Here is a 21,848-nt window from a genome sequence, read left to right on the forward strand (position 1 = left end):
GAAAATTATATCACATATCAAATGATTGCTCGTTGGTTAGTAGTTAGTAGTTACAACTAAACAAACGACCAAAAATGACATAAATAAAAATATCCGCTGCTACAACAATTAATAGCAGCGGATATTTATAGATTCGCTTAAAAATTTGGCAATAGAGAATTATTTATCTTTCTTTTCAAAGCGGGGGGGTTCGCGAAATGCGATCGCAAAAAAGAGAACTCCTATTGCCAAGGTCAAAATCAAAATGTATGCAACGCTTTCCATATTACAAGTTCCTACCTATCCAGCCAGTAATGATATTGTACCAAGCTAGGGGATTAGGTATTGGGTATTGGGTACTGGGTATTGGTAAAGAGCTTTTTCCCCAATCCCCAGTCCTCAGTCCCCAATAATTAGAGAGCTTCCTTCCGGCGGGTTGACTTATCACCCACTTTCTGGAACAGACCCCACTCTACTTGTTCTTCTAGATCCGCATCAACACCAGCAAACACGTCTCGGTAGATTGTCCGAGCGCCATGCCAGAGATGACCAAAGAAGAATAACAGAGCGAATACGGCATGTCCGAAGGTAAACCAACCTCTAGGACTGGTGCGGAATACACCGTCAGAGTTCAAAGTTTCCCGGTCAAATTCAAAGATTTCACCGCCTTGAGCCTTACGAGCATATTTCTTCACATCAGCCGGCTCTGTAAAGGTTTGACCATTCAGATTACCGCCATAAAAGCTAACGGTAACACCAGATTGCTCAAAGCTGTACTTAGATTCTGCCCGACGGAAAGGAATATCAGCGCGGACAACTCCATCCGCATCAGTCAAGATTACTGGGAAAGTTTCAAAGAAGTTGGGGAGACGACGCACGGTCAATTCCCGTCCTTCCGAATCTTTGAACACTGCGTGTCCTTGCCAAGACTGGGCAATACCATCACCCTTGTCCATAGCACCTGTACGGAATAGACCACCTTTGGCAGGGCTATTGCCGACATAATCAAAGAAAGCTAGTTTTTCAGGAATCTGCGACCAAGCTTGAGAAAGAGTTGCACCTTGGGCAACACTAGTTTGGACGCGGCGCTCTATTTCCTGACGGAAGTAGCTTTGATCCCATTGGTAGCGGGTAGGGCCAAATAGTTCAATGGGGGTGGTAGCGTTGCCGTACCACATAGTACCCGCTACGACAAAAGCGGCAAAGAATACTGCGGCAATACTGCTAGAAAGTACAGTTTCAATGTTCCCCATCCGCAGGGCTTTGTAGAGCCGTTCGGGGGGTCGTACTGTGAGGTGGAATAAGCCTGCAATAATACCAACAACGCCAGCAGCAATGTGGTGAGCCACAACGCCACCAGGGTTATATGGGTTAAACCCATCTGGGCCCCATTCTGGTGCTACTGCCTGGATGCTGCCAGTGACTCCATAGGGGTCAGAAACCCACATTCCCGGGCCAAATAGTCCGGTAAGGTGAAAAGCACCAAAACCAAAACAAAGTAGACCAGATAAGAACAAGTGAATGCCAAACATCTTTGGCAAATCTAGGGCGGGTTCACCAGTCCGAGGATCTCTAAAGAGTTCCAAATCCCAGTAAACCCAGTGCCAGACGGCAGCTAGGAATAATAGACCTGAAAGAACAATGTGAGCTGCGGCGACGCCTTCAAATGACCAGAAACCTGGGTCGGTTGCTGGGCCACCAGTAACGTTCCAACCACCCCATGATTGGGTAACGCCTAAACGTGCCATGAAGGGCAGCACGAACATTCCTTGTCGCCACATTGGATTGAGAACAGCATCGCTGGGGTCAAAAACGGCCAGTTCGTACAGTGCCATTGAACCAGCCCAGCCTGCCACCAACGCTGTGTGCATCAAGTGTACAGAAATCAGTCGCCCCGGATCGTTCAGAACTACTGTATGTACTCGGTACCAGGGTAGTCCCATCGACTACGCTCCTCCTCGATGAGTTAGTTTACAAAGCAATTTTCTTACTGAGGCTATAAGTAACGAAAGCCGTCACTCATAAAACTCTCTCTTGTTTTTTGTTATTGCCACCAGAGTCTTACCACAACTTAGTCTTAATAAGTTAGACAGTGTGGGTAGTTTGGCAACGCTTTACTCGCTTCGGGAGTTATACCCCGTAGGGTAGCCATCGCCAAGCAAAAATGAGAATGTTTTAAAAAGTGTAACTATTGATGGAACTGTTTGCAAGCGTGTAAATTGATGCGATCGCGTAGCATGTTCCTGATATTTCGCTACCCGTCCCAGTTCAAGATCTAATTTGCGTATGTTTACGGGGATGATTAAAGGGAGGCAGAGGGGCAGAGGAGCAAGGGGGAAAAGGTGAGGCCAGTGCTGCGGGAGGGTTAGCCAGACCCAGGCAATTGGCGTTAGCGTTCGCATCTCGGAGAGAGGAACGAGCGTCCGTAGGAGCGTCACCCGAAGGATTAAAGGTTAAGGGGATGGTTTTTTCCTTTACCCTTTCCCTTTCCTCAATGCCCCATCTCTCACTGAACCACTGATTGAATATTTTGCAAATGACACTTCGTCTCAGCCGTACCTAGGCGTTCAATTACCTGTTCGGCACTCATTAGACGCTTAAGTACTACTTGACCAATGGTCTTACTGGCGATTACTGGTGTTGTTGGCTTCACTTCAACGGTTAAAATAGCCTCTTCGACTCGATAAAGCCATAACAATTCGTTTTGTTCTACTAAGCAAATATTCATTCGCTGAATATCTGGTTGGCGTCGCCATGCAGTGATTTGCCAGAGTCCATCAGACGCCCATACTCTGGCAACTGTCCATCCCTCAGATAGAAAGAAATACTTCACGGTCTTAATCCCACTATGTTAGACTTTCAATCTGTTGTTCACAATATATATCGCGATCGCTTCAATCACTGATGTATAAACACGATATTTGTAAGTAAAGTCATGCAGCCGACGCTCTCTATGAGAAACTGTCTTGTGGATGACACTGCGTTGATTTGAAGAAATCTGAGTACCGGAGGCTGGCGCTCAGAAACTCGGATTAAAAAAGTTTAGGCAAGTGTCCGTGGCGTCTACGCCCAAGCAAGCTGCAACAGGCAAAATTTTAATGTAAATTACTTGGGTTACGGTCAAAGCTTAACAAAGCTATTCCCCAGTAATTATGAATTTACGATAAATTTAATTAATATTTGAGATTTTAATAAATAAAAATGTTTACGTGCTCAATAAATATAAAACTCTATATTTTTGTCAATGTTTTTTTGTAACAAAATAGTACTATCTCCTAATGGGAATAAGCTTGACTAGGAATTTTAATATCCACGAAAAATCTTTGATTTAGACATCTAAACTCTATAAATAAAATAGTGTAGAAAAATTTCTCTCTACCAAGGGCAAGTTATATTTATTTCTACGTATCTGCTTACCCCCAGGTATTACTGAAATTAATTGTAAAAATTTAACATGATGGACAAAAACATAATATAATTGCTGACCGCTAATTTCAAAAATCTTGATGATATGACCTGGTTTTCCTTGTCCGTAAGACAGTGGGGTCGGATTACACAATTCCTATCTTTGTTCTGTCTATGTTTATTGTTAGTTGTAAGTTGCGCTCCTCGCCCACAGACAACTACCTCACCTTCTGGTTCTGTGAGTAGCCCTACAGGTGACGGTCGCATTACTGTAGGTACAACAGCGAAGCCGAGAACCCTCGATCCGGCGGATGCTTATGAGTTGGGATCTTTGGGTTTAGTATTTAATATGAGCGATCGCCTCTATACTTACGAACCAGGAAGCACCGAAATAAAGCCTCAACTAGCTACAGCGTTACCAAAAGTAAGTCAAGATAGTTTAACTTATACTATCCCCCTACGTAAGGAAGTAGTTTTCCACGACGGGACTCCCTTTAACGCCAAAGCAATGGAGTTTAGTATCCAGCGCTTTATCGAAAATAAGGGTAAACCTTCCTTCTTACTTGCTGATACAGTGGACTCAGTGAAAGCCACAGGTGAGTCTGAGTTAACAATTAAGTTGAAAAAGCCTTTTGCTGCCTTTCCCTCACTGTTAGCGTTTTCTGGAGTATGTGCAGTTTCGCCCAAAGCTTATGAAATTGGCGCGGGTAAATTTAAGCCAAATATTTTTGTAGGGACTGGGCCTTACAAGTTAGCGCAGTATGGCACTGATTCACTACGATTTGATGTGTTTGACAAGTATTGGGGAGAAAAACCAGCTAACAAAGGTATTAACGTCCAAATCCAGACTAGTCCAGTTAATTTATTTAATGCCTTCCGTACAGGTGCAGTAGATGTAGCTTATTTATCTCTGCAACCAGATCAAATTCGCAGCTTAGAGGAAGGTGGTAAGAAAGGGGATTGGCAAGCGATCACGGCGCAAGGTAGTGTAGTAAGTTATTTCGTGTTGAACCGGAATCAAAAGCCTTTAGATCAACCAGAAGTTCGAGCTGCGATCGCCTCAATGATTGACCGTCCACTAATTATGCAGCGAGCTTTGTATGGTCAAGCTGATCCACTTTACAGCATGATTCCCACTACGTTTAATGTTTCCCAGCCATTATTTAAAGATAAATATGGTGATGCTAATTTGGATAGGGCAAAACAATTGTTAACTACTGCTGGTTTCTCTAAAGAAAATCCCGCAAGAGTACAAATTTGGTATCCTTCTAGTTCACCTACTCGTAGTTTGGCAGCACAGATACTTAAATCTCTTGCTGATACAAAGATGGATGGAATATTACAATTTGAAGTTACCCCTGCGGAAGGCCCTACTTTCTTCAAAGATATTTCTAGGGGTTTATATCCAGCAGCTTTGCTTGATTGGTATCCAGATTTTTTAGATCCAGATAATTATGTACAGCCATTTTTATCTTGCCAGAAAGGGTCAGATGCTAAAGGATGCGAAGATGGAGGCAGTCAAACTCAAGGTTCGTTTTACTATAGCGAAACTGTAAATAAGCTAATTGACCAGCAACGCCAAGAGCAAAATCCTGAAGCACGGAAGAAAATTTTTACAGAAATTCAAACGCAGGTAGCTAGTGACGTTCCTTATGTTCCTCTATGGCAAAACAAAGACTATGTATTTGCCCAAAAAGGCGTTAGCAATACACAACTTGACCCCACTCAAAATCTGATTTACAAGACAATTAAAAAGTAGTCAATAGTCATTTGTCCTTTGTTTTACAAGACTTTTCCTGATAAGCATTTCTTATATTCTTGGTGCTTTGGGAAAAGTTAAAGGGTAAAAGGTGAGAGCTAAATTTCAGCTTTCCCTTTTTCTCTTTCCTCGTTAACCGAAAGGTATTGCTTTGTTTTATTCATGACAAATGACAAATAACAAATAACAAATGACAAATAACTGAAATATGTCTCGCTCTAAAGCTTTACAATATTACATCGTCTCTCGTTTACTCTTAGCGCCACTTCAGTTGTTAACGATCATCACTATCGTATTCCTTTTATTAAGAGCAACACCAGGAGATCCCGCAGATGCAATTCTCGGCGGACGTGCGCCAGAAGCGGCTAAAGAGGAATTGCGAAAACAATTGGGTTTAGACCTTCCACTGTGGTTACAGTACTTGAATTATTTAGGAAACATACTGCGCTTTGATTTAGGAACTTCTTTAATGAGTCGAGGACAGTATGTTTGGGACATAATTGGGCAATATTTTCCAGCGACGGTGGAATTAGCTGTGTTTAGTATGGCGGTTGCACTTATCGTCGGAATTTTGGTTGGTACTCTTTCGGCTTCTCGTCCTGGAACATATTTTGATGTAGGCGGGCGATTGTTTGGGATAATCACATACGCACTTCCGATGTTTTGGGCGGGAATGCTTTTGCAGTTGATTTTCTCAGTACAATTGGGTTGGTTTCCCAATTCCAACCGTTTTCCGCCAAATCTTCCGGCTCCTTCTCCTATCACTGGGTTGTATACAATTGATAGTTTGTTGAGTGGTAACTTCAGTCAGTTTTTCACATCTTTGCACCACCTCGCCCTTCCAAGTCTTACCCTAGGAATTTTGCTCAGTGGGATTTTTGAGCGGATTGTGCGAGTGAATTTAAAACAGACCTTACGAGCAGATTATATAGAAGCAGCTAGAGCTAGAGGCATAGCTGAAAACAAGATTTTAGTCTCCCATGCCTTAAAAAATGCCTTAATTCCAGTAATTACAGTCTTGGGATTAACTTTTGCTTCGCTCTTGGGTGGGGCGATTTTGACAGAGGTGACATTTTCTTGGCCTGGGTTAGCCAATCGACTGTATCAAGCCATTAGCGATCGCGATTATCCCACAGTCCAGGGAGTACTAGTATTTTTTGGTGCGATCGTTGTGAGCGCCAGCATTTTGATTGATATTTTAAATGCTTATGTAGACCCACGAATTCGCTATTAGCAAAAATGGGTACTGGGTATTTAGTATTATGTGTTATGAATAATCCCCAGTTCCCAAACAGATAAAATCAAGACTAACTCCTAGACTGAATTTGCTTGACTAACTCGTAAAAAGGTTGCCAGTTATCTTCTTGAGCAATCGCTTCCCAAGTAGATTCAATTACAGGTCTGAGTAAAACTGTTTTGGGATTTTGATCAGCTAGAGTTTGAGCAATTACATCAATGCGATCGCAATCAAAACCATTCAAAATTTTATGGTATAGTATGCACCAATTATCAAAAATTGCTGATGCCCCTGGTACTGGCACAATATCTGAATTATTCAGTACAAAACCGGGTTCATCGCGCCATTTAGATGAAAAAGTGCGAGCCATCTCATAAAAAAATTGGTGATAACCAACTTGGCTATCTTGCAAAAATTCAACTGTTAGATTTACAAGCTCATTAGCTTCTGGATTTTGCAATTGCTCAAAACCCAACTTTTTCAACATCAAGGAACTGTATTCAGCATAATAATACTCATCAAAACTTGCTAATCCAGCTTCCAACTCACCTTTATCAATAATTGCCTTTAAAGGTTCTTGAAGCATTTCTAAATTCAACTTGCAAATACTTGGTTGATGGCTGTAACAGTAGCGTCTATAGTAGTCAAAATATGCAGCGGTAAAGTACGGGTCATAAGTAGGAATAAACGCATAAGGGCCATAGTCAAAACTCTCTCCTGTAATTGACATATTGTCAGTATTTAGGACTGCATGACAAAAACCCGCCGCCATCCACTGTGCTGCAAGTTTCGCAAATCGTTCAACTAATTCAGCGTAAAACAAAACATATTTATCTTGTTGGGCGTTTAAGTGTGGGTAATATTGCTCAATTACGTGGTCTAGCAACTTTTTAGTTAAATCTGGACGCTGTAAATAGTGCAGTCGCTCAAAAGTGCCAAACCGAAGATGAGAACTACTCATTCTGACCATCACACATGAGCGAGTAGGTGAAGGTTCATCACCCCGCCAAAGGGATAAACCTGTTTCAATCATAGTTAGACAGCGGGAGGTACGTACTCCCAAGTAGTGAAGTGCTTCCGCTGCTAAAACTTCCCGCACCCCGCCTTTGAGTGTGAGCATACCATCACCACCACGGGAGTAGGGCGTCCTACCCGAACCTTTCGTACCAAAGTCGTACAATTCGCCATCACTAGCGCGTACTTGCCCGTAGAGAAAGCCTCTGCCATCACCCAACTGCCGATTATATTCACCAAATTGATAGCCGTGGTAACGTAGTGCTAATAAGGGTTTGCGCCCTTGAAATTTGCCAAAGGCTATGATGAAATCTTCGTCTGTGACTGCTTCGGGGTCTAGCCCTAAACGAGGTAGCAGTGCATCGTTACGCCAACGCAAGATGTGTTGAGGAAATTCCGCCGCTGCAACTTCGTCATAGTAGTCATCGCCTAGAGATTCCAAGGCGCTTTCGTAGTTGAGGGTAAGAAAAGGATTGCTAGAATTCTTGTAGTTTGGAGTTTCAGCCAGAGTCATTACGAGCAAAGCTTAATTCATTCTTCCTTTAATACTACCTCTGGCATCGGCATCAGCATAGACGAAGAAAGCGACCCATATCTCAAATATGGCAGCGCCACCATCATAATCGGAACGCATAATGAATAAAGTTTTGCAATTAAAGAAAAACTTGACTCAATTAGCAATTTTAGACGCTACATTTCAAGTTTTTGGCTCAGAATTACACCAGTATCAACTCAATTCTTGCTTGAGTGACACAGATATTCAAAAGTTTGAATCCAAATACGATATCACGCTACCCAGTGACTATCGCAACTTTCTATTAGAAGTTGGCAATGGTGGTGCTGGGCCTGGATACGGTTTATACAGACTGCCAGGAATTGAATATGAAAATGTCATTCCAGAAACACCATACCCAAAAAAATCTGAATTTTTCTCTCAACCATTTCCTTTAACACAGGCATGGAACAATTTGGATTTGATTACTGAGAATAAAGGTGGTTCTTTTGTACCCAAAGATGCTTACTTTAATGATCGATTTACTCAGGGTACTCTTACCATTGCAAATTATGGTTGTGGAATTTATGCGATGTTAGTCATTAACGGAGAACAACGCGGAAAAATCTGGATAGATGACCGTACCAATGATAATGGAATATATCCCGCTTGTTTAAGTTTTTGTCGTTCTTTTCATGACGCCGATACTGATGATTTTCATGCAGATAGTAATGAGGAGGTACCTTTGAGTTTTTATGATTGGTATGAAGACTGGCTTAATCGAAGTTTGCATCAAGTTCGCCAGTCTTAATACTGAATTTTTTAGTTTTTAATAGGAGTGCTGAGCGCTAAGTGAGGAGTCAAGGGTCAAGAGTCATTTGTATTTTATTATTCTTCCCCTGCTTCCCCTGCTCCCTCTGCTATTTCTTCTAAATACGACAATACTGCAAACTAAATGCATCAACTTAGTTAATATTGATCTGGTTGCCAGTTAGGATTTATAAGACTTGTAAGGATATGATCTTCCCATTGTCCATTAATCAACAAATAGTCTCTAGCGTATCCTTCAATAACAAAACCGAGTCTTTTGAGCACATTACCACTGCGGCGATTATGAGGCATGTAATTTGCCATGATGCGGTGAAAATTTAATTCTTGAAATACATATTGAGTTGCTGCTTTTAGCGCCTCTGTCATATACCCTTTACCTTGTTTAGCTTCGGCAAGACTATATCCCACATAGCAAAAATGAGCTGCTCCTCGGATAAAATTACTAAAATTAACAGTTCCAATAATGACAGTTGGATTTTTTTTTGTGTAAATAAATAGCTTTAATGATTGGTCATTAATAAATTCTATAAAACTACTTTCTACCTGATAATGCCAATACTTTTCAGTGAAAAAACTATCAGCCCAATGAGGGTAAAATGGAGTGAGATAGGTTTTGTTATCAGTGAAATATTTAATGATTTGGGGGATATCTTCTAGGATCGGTACTCGTAATAATAGGCGATCGCTGGTAATTATTGGCAGTTCTGATCTCATAAACCCCATCTCATCAAGCATTGGTCAAAGTTTGAGGGGAAGACTAATTTGAAAGGTTGAGCCTTGACCAAGTATACTCTTTACGGTGATTTGTCCCCCGTATGCTTGCACAATTTGTTGAGCGATCGCAAGTCCGAGTCCAAAGCCGCCTGTTTGGCGAGAGCGAACGGTGTCTACGCGGTAGAAACGATCAAAGATATGCGGCAAATCAGTGGGGGGAATGCCAATACCATTGTCGATGATCTGAATCACAGCCCGGTGGGACTGAGTAAATAGACGCAATTGTACTTTACCACCCGTTGGCGTGTATTTTAAGGCATTACTCAGTAAATTGATTACGGCTTGTTTTAGCAAGTTGGCGTCAGCTTGTAGCATGACGGGTTGCTCTGAAAGTTGAGTGCTGAAATAGAGGTTTTGAGCAGAACATTGAGTGATAAACTCTTGAGCAAGCGATCGCAGCAGTTCGTTCAAATCAACGGGTTTTAGTATGGTTTCCGCAAGCGATGCATCATAGCGCGAAAGAAAAAGCAGATTATTAATTAGCGTACTCATGGACTTAGCAGTTTCCGCAATCTTTTGCAACCGAAATCGTTGCTCAGATGGGTCTTCGGGCGGCATTAGGGCAACTTGGGCATTGCTCAATACTGTTGCGACAGGTGTACGTAGTTCATGAGAAGCATCGGCTGTAAACCGCTGCAATTGCTGATAAGCACGGAGGGTTGGTCGCATTGCTAATCCGCCCAAAAACCAACCTGTAATCCCAATCACGCCAAATGTAACGGGAACACCCAAAGCAAAAAACAAGCGAGCTTGATTCAAGCTGCTGCGTAGGGAATTCATCGGAACTGCTGTTTGGAAGTAGCCAACCAGCACCTTATCTTGTAAAACGGGAAGAGTAAGTTGGCGAACCCAGGTTGTTGTAGTGGGGATATCTGAGCTAATTGGCGCTTGCACGGTTTTAAATCCGGGTTTTGTGGTCAACTGTTTGCCACCCGATGAACCAATAAACTGTACTATTTGTTTGTTAGCGTTATACCACCGAGCATATATCAATCCGCCATTCAAAGATCCCCCATTCTCTAGACGAGTCTGGCTGCGCTGATTTTGCCATTGACTTTGATAAAGCGAGTACTGAGTTTTGGCAGCAAAGGCTTTACTTTGTGAAAATAGTTCGTCATCAAAAAACCGCAACTGATCTTCCACATTCAGACAGTAACCTACTCCTGCAAAAGCAAATAAAATTCCACCCATTGACAGGGCAAACCAGTGAGCCAGATTACGGCGACTACGATCAAACACTTTGGGGACTGGGGATTGGGGGTTGGGGAGTGGGAGCAGAGGAGCAGAGGGGAATTGGGAGAGAAAATTGCTTGACCCTTAAAAATTCATAATTATGTAACAGAAAAGGAACTGTTACCCCACCTGAAACAGCGCTGGGATGTGGAGGCAGAGGAATCAAACCCTTTTTAATTATGAATTATGAACTAATAATTATTAATTATGTTGACTCTTGACCCTTGACAAATGACAAATGACAAATGACTAATTTGGCGGATTCAATCGATAACCCATTCGATGCACCGTTTCTATCCAATCTTTAGCATCAACTGTTTGTAGACGTTGGCGCAGACGGCGAACCAAGGTTGTAACTGCGTTACTTTCGGGTTCGTCTCCCCAACTCCAAATGGCTTGCTCAATTTGGTGATGAGATAAGACTTGGCGGGGATGACGCATCAAATATTCCATCAATTGAAACTCACGGCTGGAAAGTTGAGTCGTTAACGAACCACGTTCGATTGTCAAATTGGATAAATGAAGTTGCAAATCGTCCAAGCTGAGTATATCGCCTTGCCACATTGGCGATCGCCGTCCCAATGCCCGCACTCGTGCCAACAACTCCAGCACATCTACAGGCTTTACTAAGTAATCATCGGCTCCTGCATCCAAACCCGTTACTTTATCCAAAACTGTATCTTTTGCCGTCAGCATCAGCACAGGAGCCAATTTACCAGCCTGTCGATACACCTGACAGATTTCTACTCCACTAACCTTAGGCAACATCCAATCTAGAATCAATAAGTCATAGTCTTTGCGAAAAGCAAACCATTGCGCTGTTTCTCCATCTTCAATCGCATCCACTGTATGCCCCACTTTCAACAATGCTGTCCGCAGTGGCTCTAGCTGCGATGGGTCATCTTCCACCAGTAAGATCAACATCCCATTTGCTCAGCTTGCTGTGATTTCTGCTTCTCTAATTCTAAGATTAAGCTAAAAGAGTGACATAGAAGTGACAGTAAACAATGCTGAGTGCTGAGTTGGTAAATAAGTGAGCAATTAACCCCATATTTTTTATGCGCCAACTTAAAATTTTTCAGGTGTTGCGATCAATCGGCTTTGTGTTTTGGTTGTCCTTACCATTGGTTGGGTTGGTGTTTTGGATAGGGAGCGGCTTTGTGGGAGATCGGATTTTGAGCCGCACCTACGACAATAACAAATACCTGCAAGCGGATAAGCAATCGGCACGGCAAATGATGAAAAGAATAGTGGCGATTAAGGTGGAAATTCGGCAACAAGATGGCGTTTCCCTGGTGAATGTAAAAACGGATAACTCAGTCCTTAAAACCATCGCGTTTGAGTTTCCAATAACGGAGCCGAGCCAACTTGAAACTACCCTCAGTCAAGAGTTGGGCTTACCACGCGATCGCATTAAGGAACTAATTCGTTATTAAGCGCTTAATTAAGTCTTCTACTTACTCGTTTAATTTATACAAAAGTATCACAATGTAACTAAAGTTACCGTTACAAAAACTGTAACAGTCCAGTCTTTCTATCACCGCAAATGCAATAGTTAACAATTGATGCATGATTAGCGTCAATCTTGAGTTGCAAATCAAAAAGCTTTGGCAAGCGAGGTGGTAGAATGAATCGGCAAAAATTTAGTGGTATGAAAGAAAATTTCCTGCAAAGACGTTACGGTGTTAGTCTGGGAAGACGTTACGTTTTAGCAGCTGCAAGTGTTGTCTTATTGGGTGTATTAGGGTGTTCTCAGGTCAATAATAGTACAAATGCCCTTGCTCAATCTGGTTCGCCTCAGCCAGAATCTCCATTGCCCAAAAAAATAGTCAACTCTAATCCAAAGATTGTTGACGCTAACAATAAGTTTGGCTTCAAACTCTTTTCAGAAGTTCAGAAAAACGATAGTACTGAAAAGAATGTTTTTATCTCACCTACGAGTGTAGCGATCGCTCTAGCCATGACATACAACGGTTCTAGCGGCTCGACTCAACAAGCAATGGCAAAGACCCTAGAATTACAGGGTATGAATTTGCAAGAGATTAATTCTTCTTACGCAGCCTCAAAAAAGCTTCTAGAAAACCCAGATGCAAAAGTTCAGATAACTATTGCTAACTCCCTTTGGGCAAACCAAGATGCTAATTTCCAGCCAGACTTCCTCCAGAGAACTCAGGATTTTTATCAAGCAAAAGTCAGCAATTTAAACTTTAAAGATACCGCAGCAGCCAATACTATCAATAACTGGGTCAATGAGAATACACGCGGAAAAATCAACAAGATTGTGGAAACAATTGAACCAGACCAGGTACTATTTTTGATTAATGCCATATATTTTAAAGGTAATTGGAGCCAAGAATTTGATAAAAGCCAAACTACTCAACACCCTTTTTACTTAACATCTGGCAGGCAAAAACAACACCCAATGATGTCTCAAAAGGGTGACTACAGATACTATGAAAACCAACAATTTCAGGCAGTTAGTTTACCTTACGGTAAAGATGCTAAGGTCAGCTTTTATATCTTTCTGCCTAAACAGAACTCTAATCTCAAAACCTTCTATCAAAACTTGAATGTTGAGAACTGGGAAAAATGGATGACTCAGTTCAACAAACAAGCAGGTTTTATTCGCTTGCCTCGTTTTAAAACGGACTATGATGTTACGCTTAACGATGCACTGAAAGCTTTGGGTATGGAGGAAGCTTTCAGTAGTAAAGCTAACTTTTCTGGCATGGGTAAAAATTTTGCCATTAGCCAGGTTCAGCATAAAACTTTTGTTGAAGTGAATGAAGAAGGCACCGAAGCTGCTGCGGCTACTTCAGTGGCAGTAGAGGCGGTATCTTTGAGACAGCAACCACAACCATTTAAAATGATCGTTGACCGCCCCTTCTTCTGTGTCATTAGGGATAATCAAACAGGGAACATTTTATTTATGGGTTCAATTTTTGAGCCGCAGTCATAAAGTCAAAATTCCTTCATTATTAAATTGCATCTTTAAGGTAATGTCGCTTCAGAAACGCTCAAAGAATTTTTGGCGTCAGCTTTTGAGGACTCCCCTGCTGCGACGGGTGCAGCTATCTCCTCAGTGGCGCTATCGTTCGTCTGGCTGCTTAACGGCTCAGGACGTAGAGCGCTTAAAGCAGTCTTAATCACAACAGCCGTAGGTACTGCCACAATTACACCCAAGAGTCCACCAATTCTCGCCCCTGTTAAGACTGAAATGAGAATCCAAACAGGGTTTAAACCAGTAAAACTACCTAAAATACGAGGGGCAATTAAGTTTTCGAGAATTTGCTGTACGATTACTGCTGCCACCAACACCCGCACCCCCATTGAGAAATCTTGCAGTGCCACTAATAGGGTAGTCATAGCGATACCTACAGAACCGCCAAAGGGAACGAGAGCCATGATGCCAATAGTTAAGCCAAACAGCAGACCAAATGGCACTTTCAGCCACAAAAATGTCGGAATCAGGGCTGAGGCCATACAGGTAGATAAAATCAACTGGGTGATGAAGAAATTTTGAAAGCTCAGGCGCACTGTTCGAGAAAAAGGATCTCGAAATTTAGTGGGTAGCCATTCAACTAAACTTTCCCACAGTTCATCTCCATGCTGTAAAAGATAGAAAGTCAAAACCATCGTCAAGAGAAAATCCAACAGGCTAGTGACTGTGACTACAGCCAGATTTAAAACTTGTCCGGCAATCGCCTGCAATTGTCCCTTGACGCGATCATTGATTTGCACTACCAAGGCATCAAGGTTAATCGGTAAACCAAAAATCTCAGCTTTCTCGTTTAATAACATTAACTGAGAGCGTCCAGAGTCAATTAACTCCGGTAAACGAGCCACTAGTTGCTCAGCTTGAGTCAGGGCTAACGGAAAAAGGGTAACACCCAAAGCCAATAAAATCGATAAAGCCAACAGAAATACTAAAATAGCAACTTGCTCTCGCCTAGCACCGTGATGCTCCATCCAGCTCACGGGGTAGTTGAGTAGAAATGCTAGTACTGAGGCTCCGACTAAAATGACTATTAGAGAATGGAAGTAATTAAAAATTGCCGAAATTGCCCAACTATTGAGAACTAGCAACGGAGCGAATAAAGCGATCGCCCCGATTCGCGCTATTGGTGTGAGTGTTTGCCACCAGTCGAGAAGCTTGCGTGTCTGCATTTTGAGCTGATTGCGGGATAGAACTAAATTGAATCCTTCTTTACAGCTTATTATCTCTAACTACATGAATCTCTTTCATCCTTCTAGTTTAGGAGTTAGACTAAGCCAAATGGAAAATCTTGAACCAAAAGACACAAGAGACTTGCTCTCCAGTACCCAATCACGCCACTTGCTTTACGATGTAGGGCGACAGGAACGCAGTAGCTCCTCAATCCCTAATGAAGACGCAAATACCTCAAAAATACAGTTAATTTTGTATTTGATTCCGGTTATTGGCTTTTTCCCATCCCTGTGGACTCTCTATCGCCGTCAGGGAAGCCGGGAACAACTTGCCACTAGTCGTCTGTCTATTACTTTGGCATCAGCTTGGCTCTTGGGATACCTATTGTTAGCAACCGGAGCAGCAACTTCAGATTTATTCACACTGCGTCTATTCATCCTTAATAGCTTTCTCACTTCTGGTTACTTTTTAATAAGTGTGTGGTTAATTATTCGCCTGCTCCAAGGTAGATCTAAGCGCTTACCTGGGTTTAGCAACTTTGCTGAACGTATGCTAGGCAAGTACTTGTCTTAATTAATTTGCAGAATTCACGGTATTTTTACTCATCTTTTTGCAAATCACGGATGATTTCCCATGTAGCTGGTCAAATCCAGTTTATTATTGCCATACTTCAATAAAAACATTTCTAGATTTGCCCAAAAAAAGAATAAATGCTGCTATAAGTGTTTTGGTTGAAACAATAGGGAAAAAGTTAGCACTAATAATTAAGAGTTAGCTATTATGGGTTGATTTATCTACATATTTTGAGTCTGTAAATTTACCGAATTTGATCAGTAAGTGTGAGGAAGTTTGTGACCATTCAAAGAAGTTCGGCAGAAGAAAACCAATCGGGAAAAGCCTCAAAGTCCAGCAAGAAAAATTCCCAGAAATCAAAATCAGGACGTTGGCTGTGGTTTTGGGTAGGTATGAGCGGGATTGCAATGGTGTCAGCAACAGCAGGGGCACTATTGGCAGTATCTTTGACTAGTACCCCTTTGCAACAAGCTCAGCTAAGTCCACAGGAGGAGGCGGTATTTGATAGCGATCGCATCTCTGGAGGTGGACTGCGATTTTCGGAATTAACTCGCCCAGTCAATCTTTTAGTTATGGGGATGAGCGTACTCCCACCAGATGTCCAAAACCCTCCCACCGAAACCCAAAATCTCGGATACCTGCCCCAGGTAAACTCCTTTGATGGTCTTGCCGATGTCATGCTCTTGCTGAAATTTGATCCAGAGACTAAAAAAGTAGTCATGCTCTCCATTCCCAGAGATACCCGTACAGAAATAGAAGGGTATGGAGTCAAAAAAATTAATGCTACCAATATTGATGGCGGGCCAGCTTTGAGTGCTAAAACTGTCAGTAATCTCTTGGGTGGGGTGGGAATTGATCGCTATGTCAGAATTAACGTTCTGGGAGTTGCCAAGTTAATCGATGCTTTAGGTGGGGTAACAGTGTTCGTACCCAAAGATATGAAGTATCAAGATGATTCTCAGCATCTATATATCAATTTGAAAGCAGGCAAGCAACATCTCAACGGTGATCAAGTACTGCAATTACTACGGTTTCGCCATGACGAATTAGGAGATATTGGGCGGATTCAGCGGCAACAAATGGTGATGCGTGCTTTGATGGATCAGACGCTCAACCCCGCTACTGTGGCGCAATTGCCGAAAGTTCTCGACGTAGTTAAAGAACATATCGACACCAATTTGACGGTCGAAGAGTTAGTCGCGCTAGTGGGTTTTGGAGTGCGAACAAATCGCTCTAATATGCAGATGCTAATGCTACCAGGTCGTTTTAGCGATAAAACTGAGTATGATGCTAGCTATTGGCTGCCAAACAACGATAATATTGCCAAACTCATGGCTCAGCATTTTGGTTTAGAATCAGAGCAAGGACAGCAGATGGTTGATCCAGCTTCTTTGCGAGTAGCAATTCAAGATAGCACAGGTGGCGATCGCTCTAACCTCCGACCATTAATTAGAGCTTTGGAAAAAGCTGGATATCGTAACATCTACGTGTCTAAACCTTGGGGTGAACCTTTAGAAGAAACTCACATTGTCGCCCAACAAGGAGATGGCGACAGCGCCGAATCAATTCGTAACACTTTGGGATTCGGTGAGGTGCGAGTGGAAAGTACTGGCAATATTGGCTCGGATATCAGTATCCAAGTGGGTCAAGATTGGTTGCAACAAAAAGCTATCTTTGACAAATCTACTAACCCTTAAGTTTTGTCTCTACTGGACATTAAAATTAGACTCTTGCTGTGGGGAAAAGGGGAATGGGAAAGGGATTGAATTTTTTCCTTTTCTCTCTTACCACTTCTTGCAAAAGTACCTTTTGCAAGAGGTCTATTATCTAATATCAAAATTTGTAAACAAAAAGGCGTGAGGTTTTCCTTACGCCTTTATCTTACTCACTTATTAAAATATCATTTATTGCTGTTATCGCATCAGCATCTACCAAGCATCAGCTTTACCTTCTTTGTAAGGTTCACCTGTAAAAGGTTGTACCCCAATTACAGGATAAGCATCATCAGTAGGGCCAAAAATCCGCATAAAGGCTTCAGAAATATACTGGATTATGCTAGCAAGCATTTTGGAAAAAGCCATAATATTAGACTCCCTTGTTGAGCCAATTTAATTCTGATGTATATACTTTAGTTCTAATATTCTTGGCTAGCTATCACTCTCAACAAATTGAGAATCTCTGCAATGTTTATTCAGATAACTTTGTAATACTTTAAATTGTCAAAAAGTCACATTTTTCTCTTTGATTATACATGATATGCCATGCCCACAGTAACTATCTGGTGAATAAAAGTTATACGCTAAGGAAATCAATACTTCCTGGGACATAGTGATATTAAACACACTGAAAAATATCCTAGGTTAAATGCCCAATACTTCTTTAATTTAGATTGGGGAGATTTGTGGAATTTTGACCATGTGCGATCGCACCTCATATCACTGTCCCAAAGCCTGATTTATTCGTCGTTCACTCTGATTATTTCAATGATTTTTTGAATTGATTGTTCACCAGATGCTTTAACTACTATTCTAGATGGAATAAAACTCTGGTCATCATATTCGGGACAAGCCTCATAGCTGGTTATCTTGCCTTGTTTTGCCAGCCTACCTACTTCTGCATCAAAAGCCTTTTTCTCTGCTGCCGCTGGCGATGAGACGTAAACAACGTTAATTTCAGCATCATCCCCACCGAACTCAATCGGGAAGAGATATAGCTTCTCTAATTCTCCAGCTTGGTAGGCTGCAACTGCTGCCTCACGAGAATTGACTCTTTCAGCAATTGATTGAGTGAGATTTGGCTTGGTTGACAACTGACTTAATGTCACCTGATCGAACGTTATGAAAACGAGAGTTGAACCTGTTGGACATCGATACCCACCCTGTGCCTCACAAAGCTTGCAGGCAAGTGCTGTAAACTCCCAAGCTTGGTTTTCTGTACAACTGAGCTTCTGGGTAGTGAGATATTCAATACCATGCTTCTCTCCATAGGTTCTGACTTGACGTGCATGTTCCTGTAAAGCAGAGATAACGGATGGATGGTTCCAACCCCACAACCAACTGCTGTCTATTGTGTTGTAAGTGCCGATAATCTGCATTGAACATCTGGCAGTAATACCATCTGGACGAGTGAAGACAACCGTACCAGCGTCTTGATCGATGTCCCATCTCGACTCACCGAGCCGCCAAGCACTATTGTGAGCTTCTGTTTTTAATCGCAATTCCTCCATACTCTGCTCAACTAAAGTATGAAACTCTGAAAAATTATCCGATTTTCCTGCGCCAAATAGCTTATTGAAAAAATTCATATCTCTAGCTGTTTAAGGACATCCTGCCATTATTTTGCACAGTGATCTCATGTAGAACAAATATTTTGGCAATCAACATCTATGTCTGACAAGCTAAATCACGCAGCTTATTGCCGAAACTAACTATTAAGCAATATTAAATAATTGATTAACTTAGTATTAGTTTATCTGTAAATATACTGTTTTACAGCAATATCTCAGATAGGTTCTTTAGTAGTTGACATTATTTATGGTAAATCCTACCATAAACAAAAGAAGCATTCTTGTAAGGAAGCTCTTGCATGACAACTTTCCCAGATTTGGACTATGTATATACCAGTGATCAGCAACAGCAAAGCCATCAGAACCAGGAGATGAACCTATCTGCGGATGACTACAGCCTGCTGACTGACCTTTACCAGCTGACGATGGCAGCTTGTTATACTGGCGAAGGTATAGAACAACGGCGGGCAAGCTTTGAGTTGACTGTTAGGCGCTTGCCAGAGGGTTTTGGTTATTTAATTGCAATGGGGCTAGCACAAGCTTTGGAATATTTGGCAAAATTCCGCTTTAGTCCCTCTCAAATCGCTGCTTTGCAGGCGACAGGAATTTTTGCTCATGCTGGCGATCGCTTTTGGTCATTGCTAGCAGAGGGACACTTTACCGGGGATGTTTGGGCAGTACCGGAAGGGACAGCCGTGTTTGCAAATCAGCCAATATTGCGAGTAGAAGCACCACTTTGGCAAGCGCAACTAGTAGAAACTTATCTATTAAATACCATCAACTATCAAACTTTGATTGCCACAAGGGCAGCAAGATTGCGTGATGTTGCAGGAGAGCAAGCAACACTCTTAGAATTTGGCACAAGACGGGCGTTTAGTCCCCAAGCTTCTTTATGGGCAGCGCGGGCGGCTTTGGCAAGTGGTTTAGATTTTACTTCCAATGTGTTAGCAGCGCTACAACTCGGACAGAAGCCAAGTGGTACGATGGCACACGCTTTAGTGATGGCGCTGTCAGCAATAGAAGGATCTGAAGACCAGGCTTTTACTGCTTTCCATCGATATTTTCCGGGTGCGCCATTGTTGATAGATACTTACGATACAATTGCTGCTGCCCAGCGCTTAGCTGAAAAAGTAAATTCTGGGGAAATGAAATTAACGGGAGTCAGGTTGGACTCAGGAGATTTAGTTACCTTGTCAAAACAGGTGCGATCGCTCATTCCTGATGTGCCAATTTTCGCTAGTGGTGACTTAGATGAGTGGGAAATTGCCAGGCTAAAAGCAGACGGAGCCGAGATTGATGGTTATGGATTAGGGACGCGACTAGTTACAGGTTCACCTGTGAATGGAGTTTATAAACTCGTTGAAATAGATGGTATTCCAGTCATGAAACACTCTAGTGGCAAAGTGACTTATCCAGGGCGCAAGCAGATTTTTCGCTCGTTCATAGCAAATAAAGTCAAAGCTGACAGGCTGGGACTAATGAGTGAAAGTTCCCTTGAAGAACAACCTTTGTTGCAGTTGGTAATGCAGGATGGTCAACGGATGCAACCGCTAGAGAGTTTGGCAGCAATTCGCCAACGTAGTGCTGCCTCAGTTGCCAGTTTGCCACAGGAGACACGGCATTTGAGGAATCCTGTGGGGGTGCAGGTGGAAATTTCTACCATGTTGCGGGTTTTGACTGAGGAGACTAAGAAACGAATCGCATTCGCGCAGCGTCTCGCAGAGAAGGACGCAAAGTTAAGATGATCAGAATTGCATTATTTGGTACTAGTGCTGATCCACCAACTGCTGGACATCAAGCGGTTCTGAGTTGGTTATCTGAGCGTTATGATCGGGTAGCAGTTTGGGCAGCGGATAATCCATTTAAGTCGCATCAAACGCCTTTAGAACATCGCGCAGCAATGTTGCAATTGTTAATTGCGGATATCGATGCGCCACGGCACAATATTGCTTTGGAGCAGGAATTGAGTAGCTTTAGAACACTGGAAACAGTGGAGAAAGCGAAAATGAATTGGGGTGAGGATGCCGGGTTAACGTTGGTAATTGGTTCAGATTTACTGAGTCAATTACCACGTTGGTATCGCATTGAAGATTTGTTACAGCAAGTGCAACTACTAATTGTGCCGCGACCGGGATATGCGATAGATGAGTCTAGTTTGGAGGCAGTGGAAAAGCTGGGAGGAAAGATTGCGATCGCCTCTCTTACCGGACTAGATATTTCCTCAACAGCGTATCGCGAACATGGAGATTCTGAAGCCCTCCCACCCCCTGTAATTGCCTATATTCATCGAGAGCATTTGTACAAGTGCCAGGACGCAACCAAAAAAAGATTTCAACTGCGCTAAACCAACAACTTTTGGCCGATTTCAAGGTTGGGGTTGATAATGTAATTTTTTCTGTAGATACTGCACAAAATCGGCTGTTAGTTCTATTAGTAATGCGACAGCAAGAACCATTTTTAAATCATTGGAGTCTTCCCGGTACTTTGGTGCGTCCAGGAGAATCTTTAGAGGATGCTGCCTATCGGATTATGGCGGAGAAAATTCGAGTAAAAAATCTTTATTTAGAACAACTGTATACCTTTGGGGGCCCCAATCGCGATCCACGAGAAGCAATCGATAGTTATGGTGTGCGTTATCTATCAGTTAGTTACTTTGCTCTTGTGCGATTTGAAGAAGCAGAATTGATCGCCGATCGCGTTGCTGGTATAGCTTGGTATCCAGTGAAACAAGTGCCGCAATTAGCTTTTGATCATAATGAAATTCTGGCGTATGGACATAGACGTTTACGAAATAAGTTGGAGTATAGTCCGGTAGCTTTTGAAGTGTTGCCAGAAATGTTTACCTTAAACGATTTATATCAGTTATACGCCACAGTTTTAGGGGACAATTTTTCCGATTATTCTAATTTTCGGGCGCGTCTACTCAAGTTAGGTTTTCTATGTGATACCGGAATTAAAGTATCACGGGGTGCTGGTCGTCCGGCTAGTTTATATAAGTTTGATGCCGAGGCTTTTGCTCCCTTCAAAGATAAACCTTTGGTGTTTATTTAATAAAATAACCTCTTCGCAAAGTCAAAAGTCCAGAGTGACTTATTT

General features: G+C 42.2%; 21 protein-coding genes. 11 read left to right on the top strand and 10 right to left on the bottom strand.

Going from position 1 to position 21,848, the window contains the following annotated elements; genetic code table 11:
- Positions 1-159: 159 nt before the first annotated feature.
- The gene (locus HCR01_RS09415) at positions 160-264 is read right to left on the bottom strand and encodes a photosystem II reaction center protein T (protein WP_071604841.1); all 105 of its coding nucleotides are present in this window, start codon (positions 262-264) and stop codon (positions 160-162) included.
- On the opposite strand from HCR01_RS09415, the gene HCR01_RS09420 reads away from it, so the two are divergent.
- Positions 249-392 (top strand): hypothetical protein, encoded by a 144-nt coding sequence (locus HCR01_RS09420; protein ID WP_193196243.1) that lies wholly within the window; start codon positions 249-251, stop codon positions 390-392. The two genes, HCR01_RS09415 and HCR01_RS09420, sit on opposite strands and share 16 nt — an antisense overlap.
- Here HCR01_RS09420 and psbB read toward each other — a convergent pair whose 3' ends face one another.
- The gene (gene psbB, locus HCR01_RS09425; RefSeq protein ID WP_193195971.1) at positions 393-1,922 is read right to left on the bottom strand and encodes a photosystem II chlorophyll-binding protein CP47; all 1,530 of its coding nucleotides are present in this window, start codon (positions 1,920-1,922) and stop codon (positions 393-395) included.
- A 563-nt stretch (positions 1,923-2,485) separates the two neighbouring features.
- Entirely contained in the window at positions 2,486-2,812 is a 327-nt protein-coding gene (locus HCR01_RS09430) for a hypothetical protein (RefSeq protein ID WP_193195972.1), read from the bottom strand.
- A 678-nt stretch (positions 2,813-3,490) separates the two neighbouring features.
- Here HCR01_RS09430 and HCR01_RS09435 point away from each other — a divergent pair.
- A complete protein-coding gene (locus HCR01_RS09435; protein WP_193196222.1) occupies positions 3,491-5,143 on the top strand; it encodes an ABC transporter substrate-binding protein in 1,653 nt (550 codons plus the stop codon).
- Between the two features lie 208 nt (positions 5,144-5,351).
- Complete coding sequence (locus HCR01_RS09440) at positions 5,352-6,377, top strand: ABC transporter permease (protein WP_193195973.1); 1,026 nt, start codon at positions 5,352-5,354, stop codon at positions 6,375-6,377.
- 73 nt (positions 6,378-6,450) lie between these two features.
- Here the strand turns inward: HCR01_RS09440 and HCR01_RS09445 are convergent, their stop codons facing one another.
- A complete protein-coding gene (locus tag HCR01_RS09445) occupies positions 6,451-7,908 on the bottom strand; it encodes a protein adenylyltransferase SelO (protein ID WP_193195974.1) in 1,458 nt (485 codons plus the stop codon).
- A 121-nt stretch (positions 7,909-8,029) separates the two neighbouring features.
- Between HCR01_RS09445 and HCR01_RS09450 the strand changes: the two genes are divergently transcribed.
- Positions 8,030-8,698: an SMI1/KNR4 family protein gene (locus HCR01_RS09450; RefSeq protein WP_193195975.1), complete on the top strand. Its 669-nt coding sequence runs from the start codon at positions 8,030-8,032 to the stop codon at positions 8,696-8,698.
- A gap of 158 nt (positions 8,699-8,856) precedes the next feature.
- Here HCR01_RS09450 and HCR01_RS09455 read toward each other — a convergent pair whose 3' ends face one another.
- From HCR01_RS09455 to HCR01_RS09465, 3 genes are all read right to left on the bottom strand, one after another.
- Positions 8,857-9,432 carry a GNAT family N-acetyltransferase gene (locus HCR01_RS09455; protein ID WP_193196223.1) on the bottom strand — a complete coding sequence of 192 codons (576 nt, stop codon included), beginning with the start codon at positions 9,430-9,432 and terminating at the stop codon, positions 8,857-8,859.
- Positions 9,433-9,456: 24 nt separating this feature from the next.
- A complete protein-coding gene (locus tag HCR01_RS09460) occupies positions 9,457-10,731 on the bottom strand; it encodes a sensor histidine kinase (RefSeq protein WP_193195976.1) in 1,275 nt (424 codons plus the stop codon).
- Positions 10,732-10,974: 243 nt separating this feature from the next.
- Complete coding sequence (locus HCR01_RS09465; protein ID WP_193195977.1) at positions 10,975-11,649, bottom strand: response regulator transcription factor; 675 nt, start codon at positions 11,647-11,649, stop codon at positions 10,975-10,977.
- A gap of 134 nt (positions 11,650-11,783) precedes the next feature.
- On the opposite strand from HCR01_RS09465, the gene HCR01_RS09470 reads away from it, so the two are divergent.
- On the top strand, positions 11,784-12,161 hold the full coding sequence (locus HCR01_RS09470) for a hypothetical protein (RefSeq protein WP_193195978.1): 378 nt from the start codon (positions 11,784-11,786) through the stop codon (positions 12,159-12,161).
- A gap of 191 nt (positions 12,162-12,352) precedes the next feature.
- Positions 12,353-13,684, top strand: a complete 1,332-nt coding sequence (locus HCR01_RS09475; protein WP_193195979.1) for a serpin family protein — start codon at positions 12,353-12,355, stop codon at positions 13,682-13,684.
- Positions 13,685-13,716: 32 nt separating this feature from the next.
- Here HCR01_RS09475 and HCR01_RS09480 read toward each other — a convergent pair whose 3' ends face one another.
- Entirely contained in the window at positions 13,717-14,892 is a 1,176-nt protein-coding gene (locus tag HCR01_RS09480; protein ID WP_193195980.1) for an AI-2E family transporter, read from the bottom strand.
- A 109-nt stretch (positions 14,893-15,001) separates the two neighbouring features.
- On the opposite strand from HCR01_RS09480, the gene HCR01_RS09485 reads away from it, so the two are divergent.
- Together HCR01_RS09485 and HCR01_RS09490 are read left to right on the top strand one after the other, a co-directional pair.
- Positions 15,002-15,466, top strand: a complete 465-nt coding sequence (locus HCR01_RS09485; RefSeq protein ID WP_320073098.1) for a hypothetical protein — start codon at positions 15,002-15,004, stop codon at positions 15,464-15,466.
- A 278-nt stretch (positions 15,467-15,744) separates the two neighbouring features.
- Positions 15,745-17,163, top strand: coding sequence for an LCP family protein (locus HCR01_RS09490; protein WP_193195981.1), 1,419 nt, complete (start codon positions 15,745-15,747; stop codon positions 17,161-17,163).
- A gap of 231 nt (positions 17,164-17,394) precedes the next feature.
- On the opposite strand, the gene HCR01_RS09495 is transcribed toward HCR01_RS09490, so the two are convergent.
- Both HCR01_RS09495 and HCR01_RS09500 read right to left on the bottom strand, forming a co-directional pair.
- Positions 17,395-17,547 (bottom strand): nicotinate phosphoribosyltransferase, encoded by a 153-nt coding sequence (locus tag HCR01_RS09495; RefSeq protein WP_193195982.1) that lies wholly within the window; start codon positions 17,545-17,547, stop codon positions 17,395-17,397.
- Positions 17,548-17,921: 374 nt separating this feature from the next.
- Entirely contained in the window at positions 17,922-18,770 is an 849-nt protein-coding gene (locus HCR01_RS09500) for a DUF6882 domain-containing protein (protein ID WP_193195983.1), read from the bottom strand.
- A gap of 281 nt (positions 18,771-19,051) precedes the next feature.
- Here HCR01_RS09500 and HCR01_RS09505 point away from each other — a divergent pair, with 281 nt between their 5' ends.
- Genes HCR01_RS09505 through HCR01_RS09515 form a run of 3 tightly spaced genes read left to right on the top strand, consistent with a single transcriptional unit; the run spans position 19,052 to position 21,803 of the window.
- Positions 19,052-20,497, top strand: a complete 1,446-nt coding sequence (locus tag HCR01_RS09505; RefSeq protein ID WP_193195984.1) for a nicotinate phosphoribosyltransferase — start codon at positions 19,052-19,054, stop codon at positions 20,495-20,497.
- Positions 20,494-21,096, top strand: a complete 603-nt coding sequence (locus HCR01_RS09510; RefSeq protein WP_193195985.1) for a nicotinate-nucleotide adenylyltransferase — start codon at positions 20,494-20,496, stop codon at positions 21,094-21,096. Before HCR01_RS09505 ends, HCR01_RS09510 begins: the two co-directional genes overlap by 4 nt.
- Entirely contained in the window at positions 21,057-21,803 is a 747-nt protein-coding gene (locus HCR01_RS09515; RefSeq protein WP_193195986.1) for an NUDIX hydrolase, read from the top strand. Before HCR01_RS09510 ends, HCR01_RS09515 begins: the two co-directional genes overlap by 40 nt.
- Positions 21,804-21,848 lie beyond the last annotated feature (45 nt).

Source organism: Nostoc sp. MG11 (assembly GCF_014904695.1).
Lineage (GTDB): Bacteria > Cyanobacteriota > Cyanobacteriia > Cyanobacteriales > Nostocaceae > Komarekiella.

Coding starts and splice junctions, on each gene's coding strand:
- HCR01_RS09420 (WP_193196243.1), top strand. CDS start 249: ATGCAACGCTTTCCATATTACAAGTTCCTACCTATCCAGCCAGTAATG.
- HCR01_RS09415 (WP_071604841.1), bottom strand. CDS start 264: ATGGAAAGCGTTGCATACATTTTGATTTTGACCTTGGCAATAGGAGTT.
- psbB (WP_193195971.1), bottom strand. CDS start 1,922: ATGGGACTACCCTGGTACCGAGTACATACAGTAGTTCTGAACGATCCG.
- HCR01_RS09435 (WP_193196222.1), top strand. CDS start 3,491: ATGACCTGGTTTTCCTTGTCCGTAAGACAGTGGGGTCGGATTACACAA.
- HCR01_RS09440 (WP_193195973.1), top strand. CDS start 5,352: ATGTCTCGCTCTAAAGCTTTACAATATTACATCGTCTCTCGTTTACTC.
- HCR01_RS09445 (WP_193195974.1), bottom strand. CDS start 7,908: ATGACTCTGGCTGAAACTCCAAACTACAAGAATTCTAGCAATCCTTTT.
- HCR01_RS09450 (WP_193195975.1), top strand. CDS start 8,030: ATGAATAAAGTTTTGCAATTAAAGAAAAACTTGACTCAATTAGCAATT.
- HCR01_RS09455 (WP_193196223.1), bottom strand. CDS start 9,432: ATGAGATCAGAACTGCCAATAATTACCAGCGATCGCCTATTATTACGA.
- HCR01_RS09465 (WP_193195977.1), bottom strand. CDS start 11,649: ATGTTGATCTTACTGGTGGAAGATGACCCATCGCAGCTAGAGCCACTG.
- HCR01_RS09470 (WP_193195978.1), top strand. CDS start 11,784: ATGCGCCAACTTAAAATTTTTCAGGTGTTGCGATCAATCGGCTTTGTG.
- HCR01_RS09475 (WP_193195979.1), top strand. CDS start 12,353: ATGAATCGGCAAAAATTTAGTGGTATGAAAGAAAATTTCCTGCAAAGA.
- HCR01_RS09480 (WP_193195980.1), bottom strand. CDS start 14,892: ATGCAGACACGCAAGCTTCTCGACTGGTGGCAAACACTCACACCAATA.
- HCR01_RS09485 (WP_320073098.1), top strand. CDS start 15,002: ATGGAAAATCTTGAACCAAAAGACACAAGAGACTTGCTCTCCAGTACC.
- HCR01_RS09495 (WP_193195982.1), bottom strand. CDS start 17,547: ATGGCTTTTTCCAAAATGCTTGCTAGCATAATCCAGTATATTTCTGAA.
- HCR01_RS09500 (WP_193195983.1), bottom strand. CDS start 18,770: ATGAATTTTTTCAATAAGCTATTTGGCGCAGGAAAATCGGATAATTTT.
- HCR01_RS09505 (WP_193195984.1), top strand. CDS start 19,052: ATGACAACTTTCCCAGATTTGGACTATGTATATACCAGTGATCAGCAA.
- HCR01_RS09510 (WP_193195985.1), top strand. CDS start 20,494: ATGATCAGAATTGCATTATTTGGTACTAGTGCTGATCCACCAACTGCT.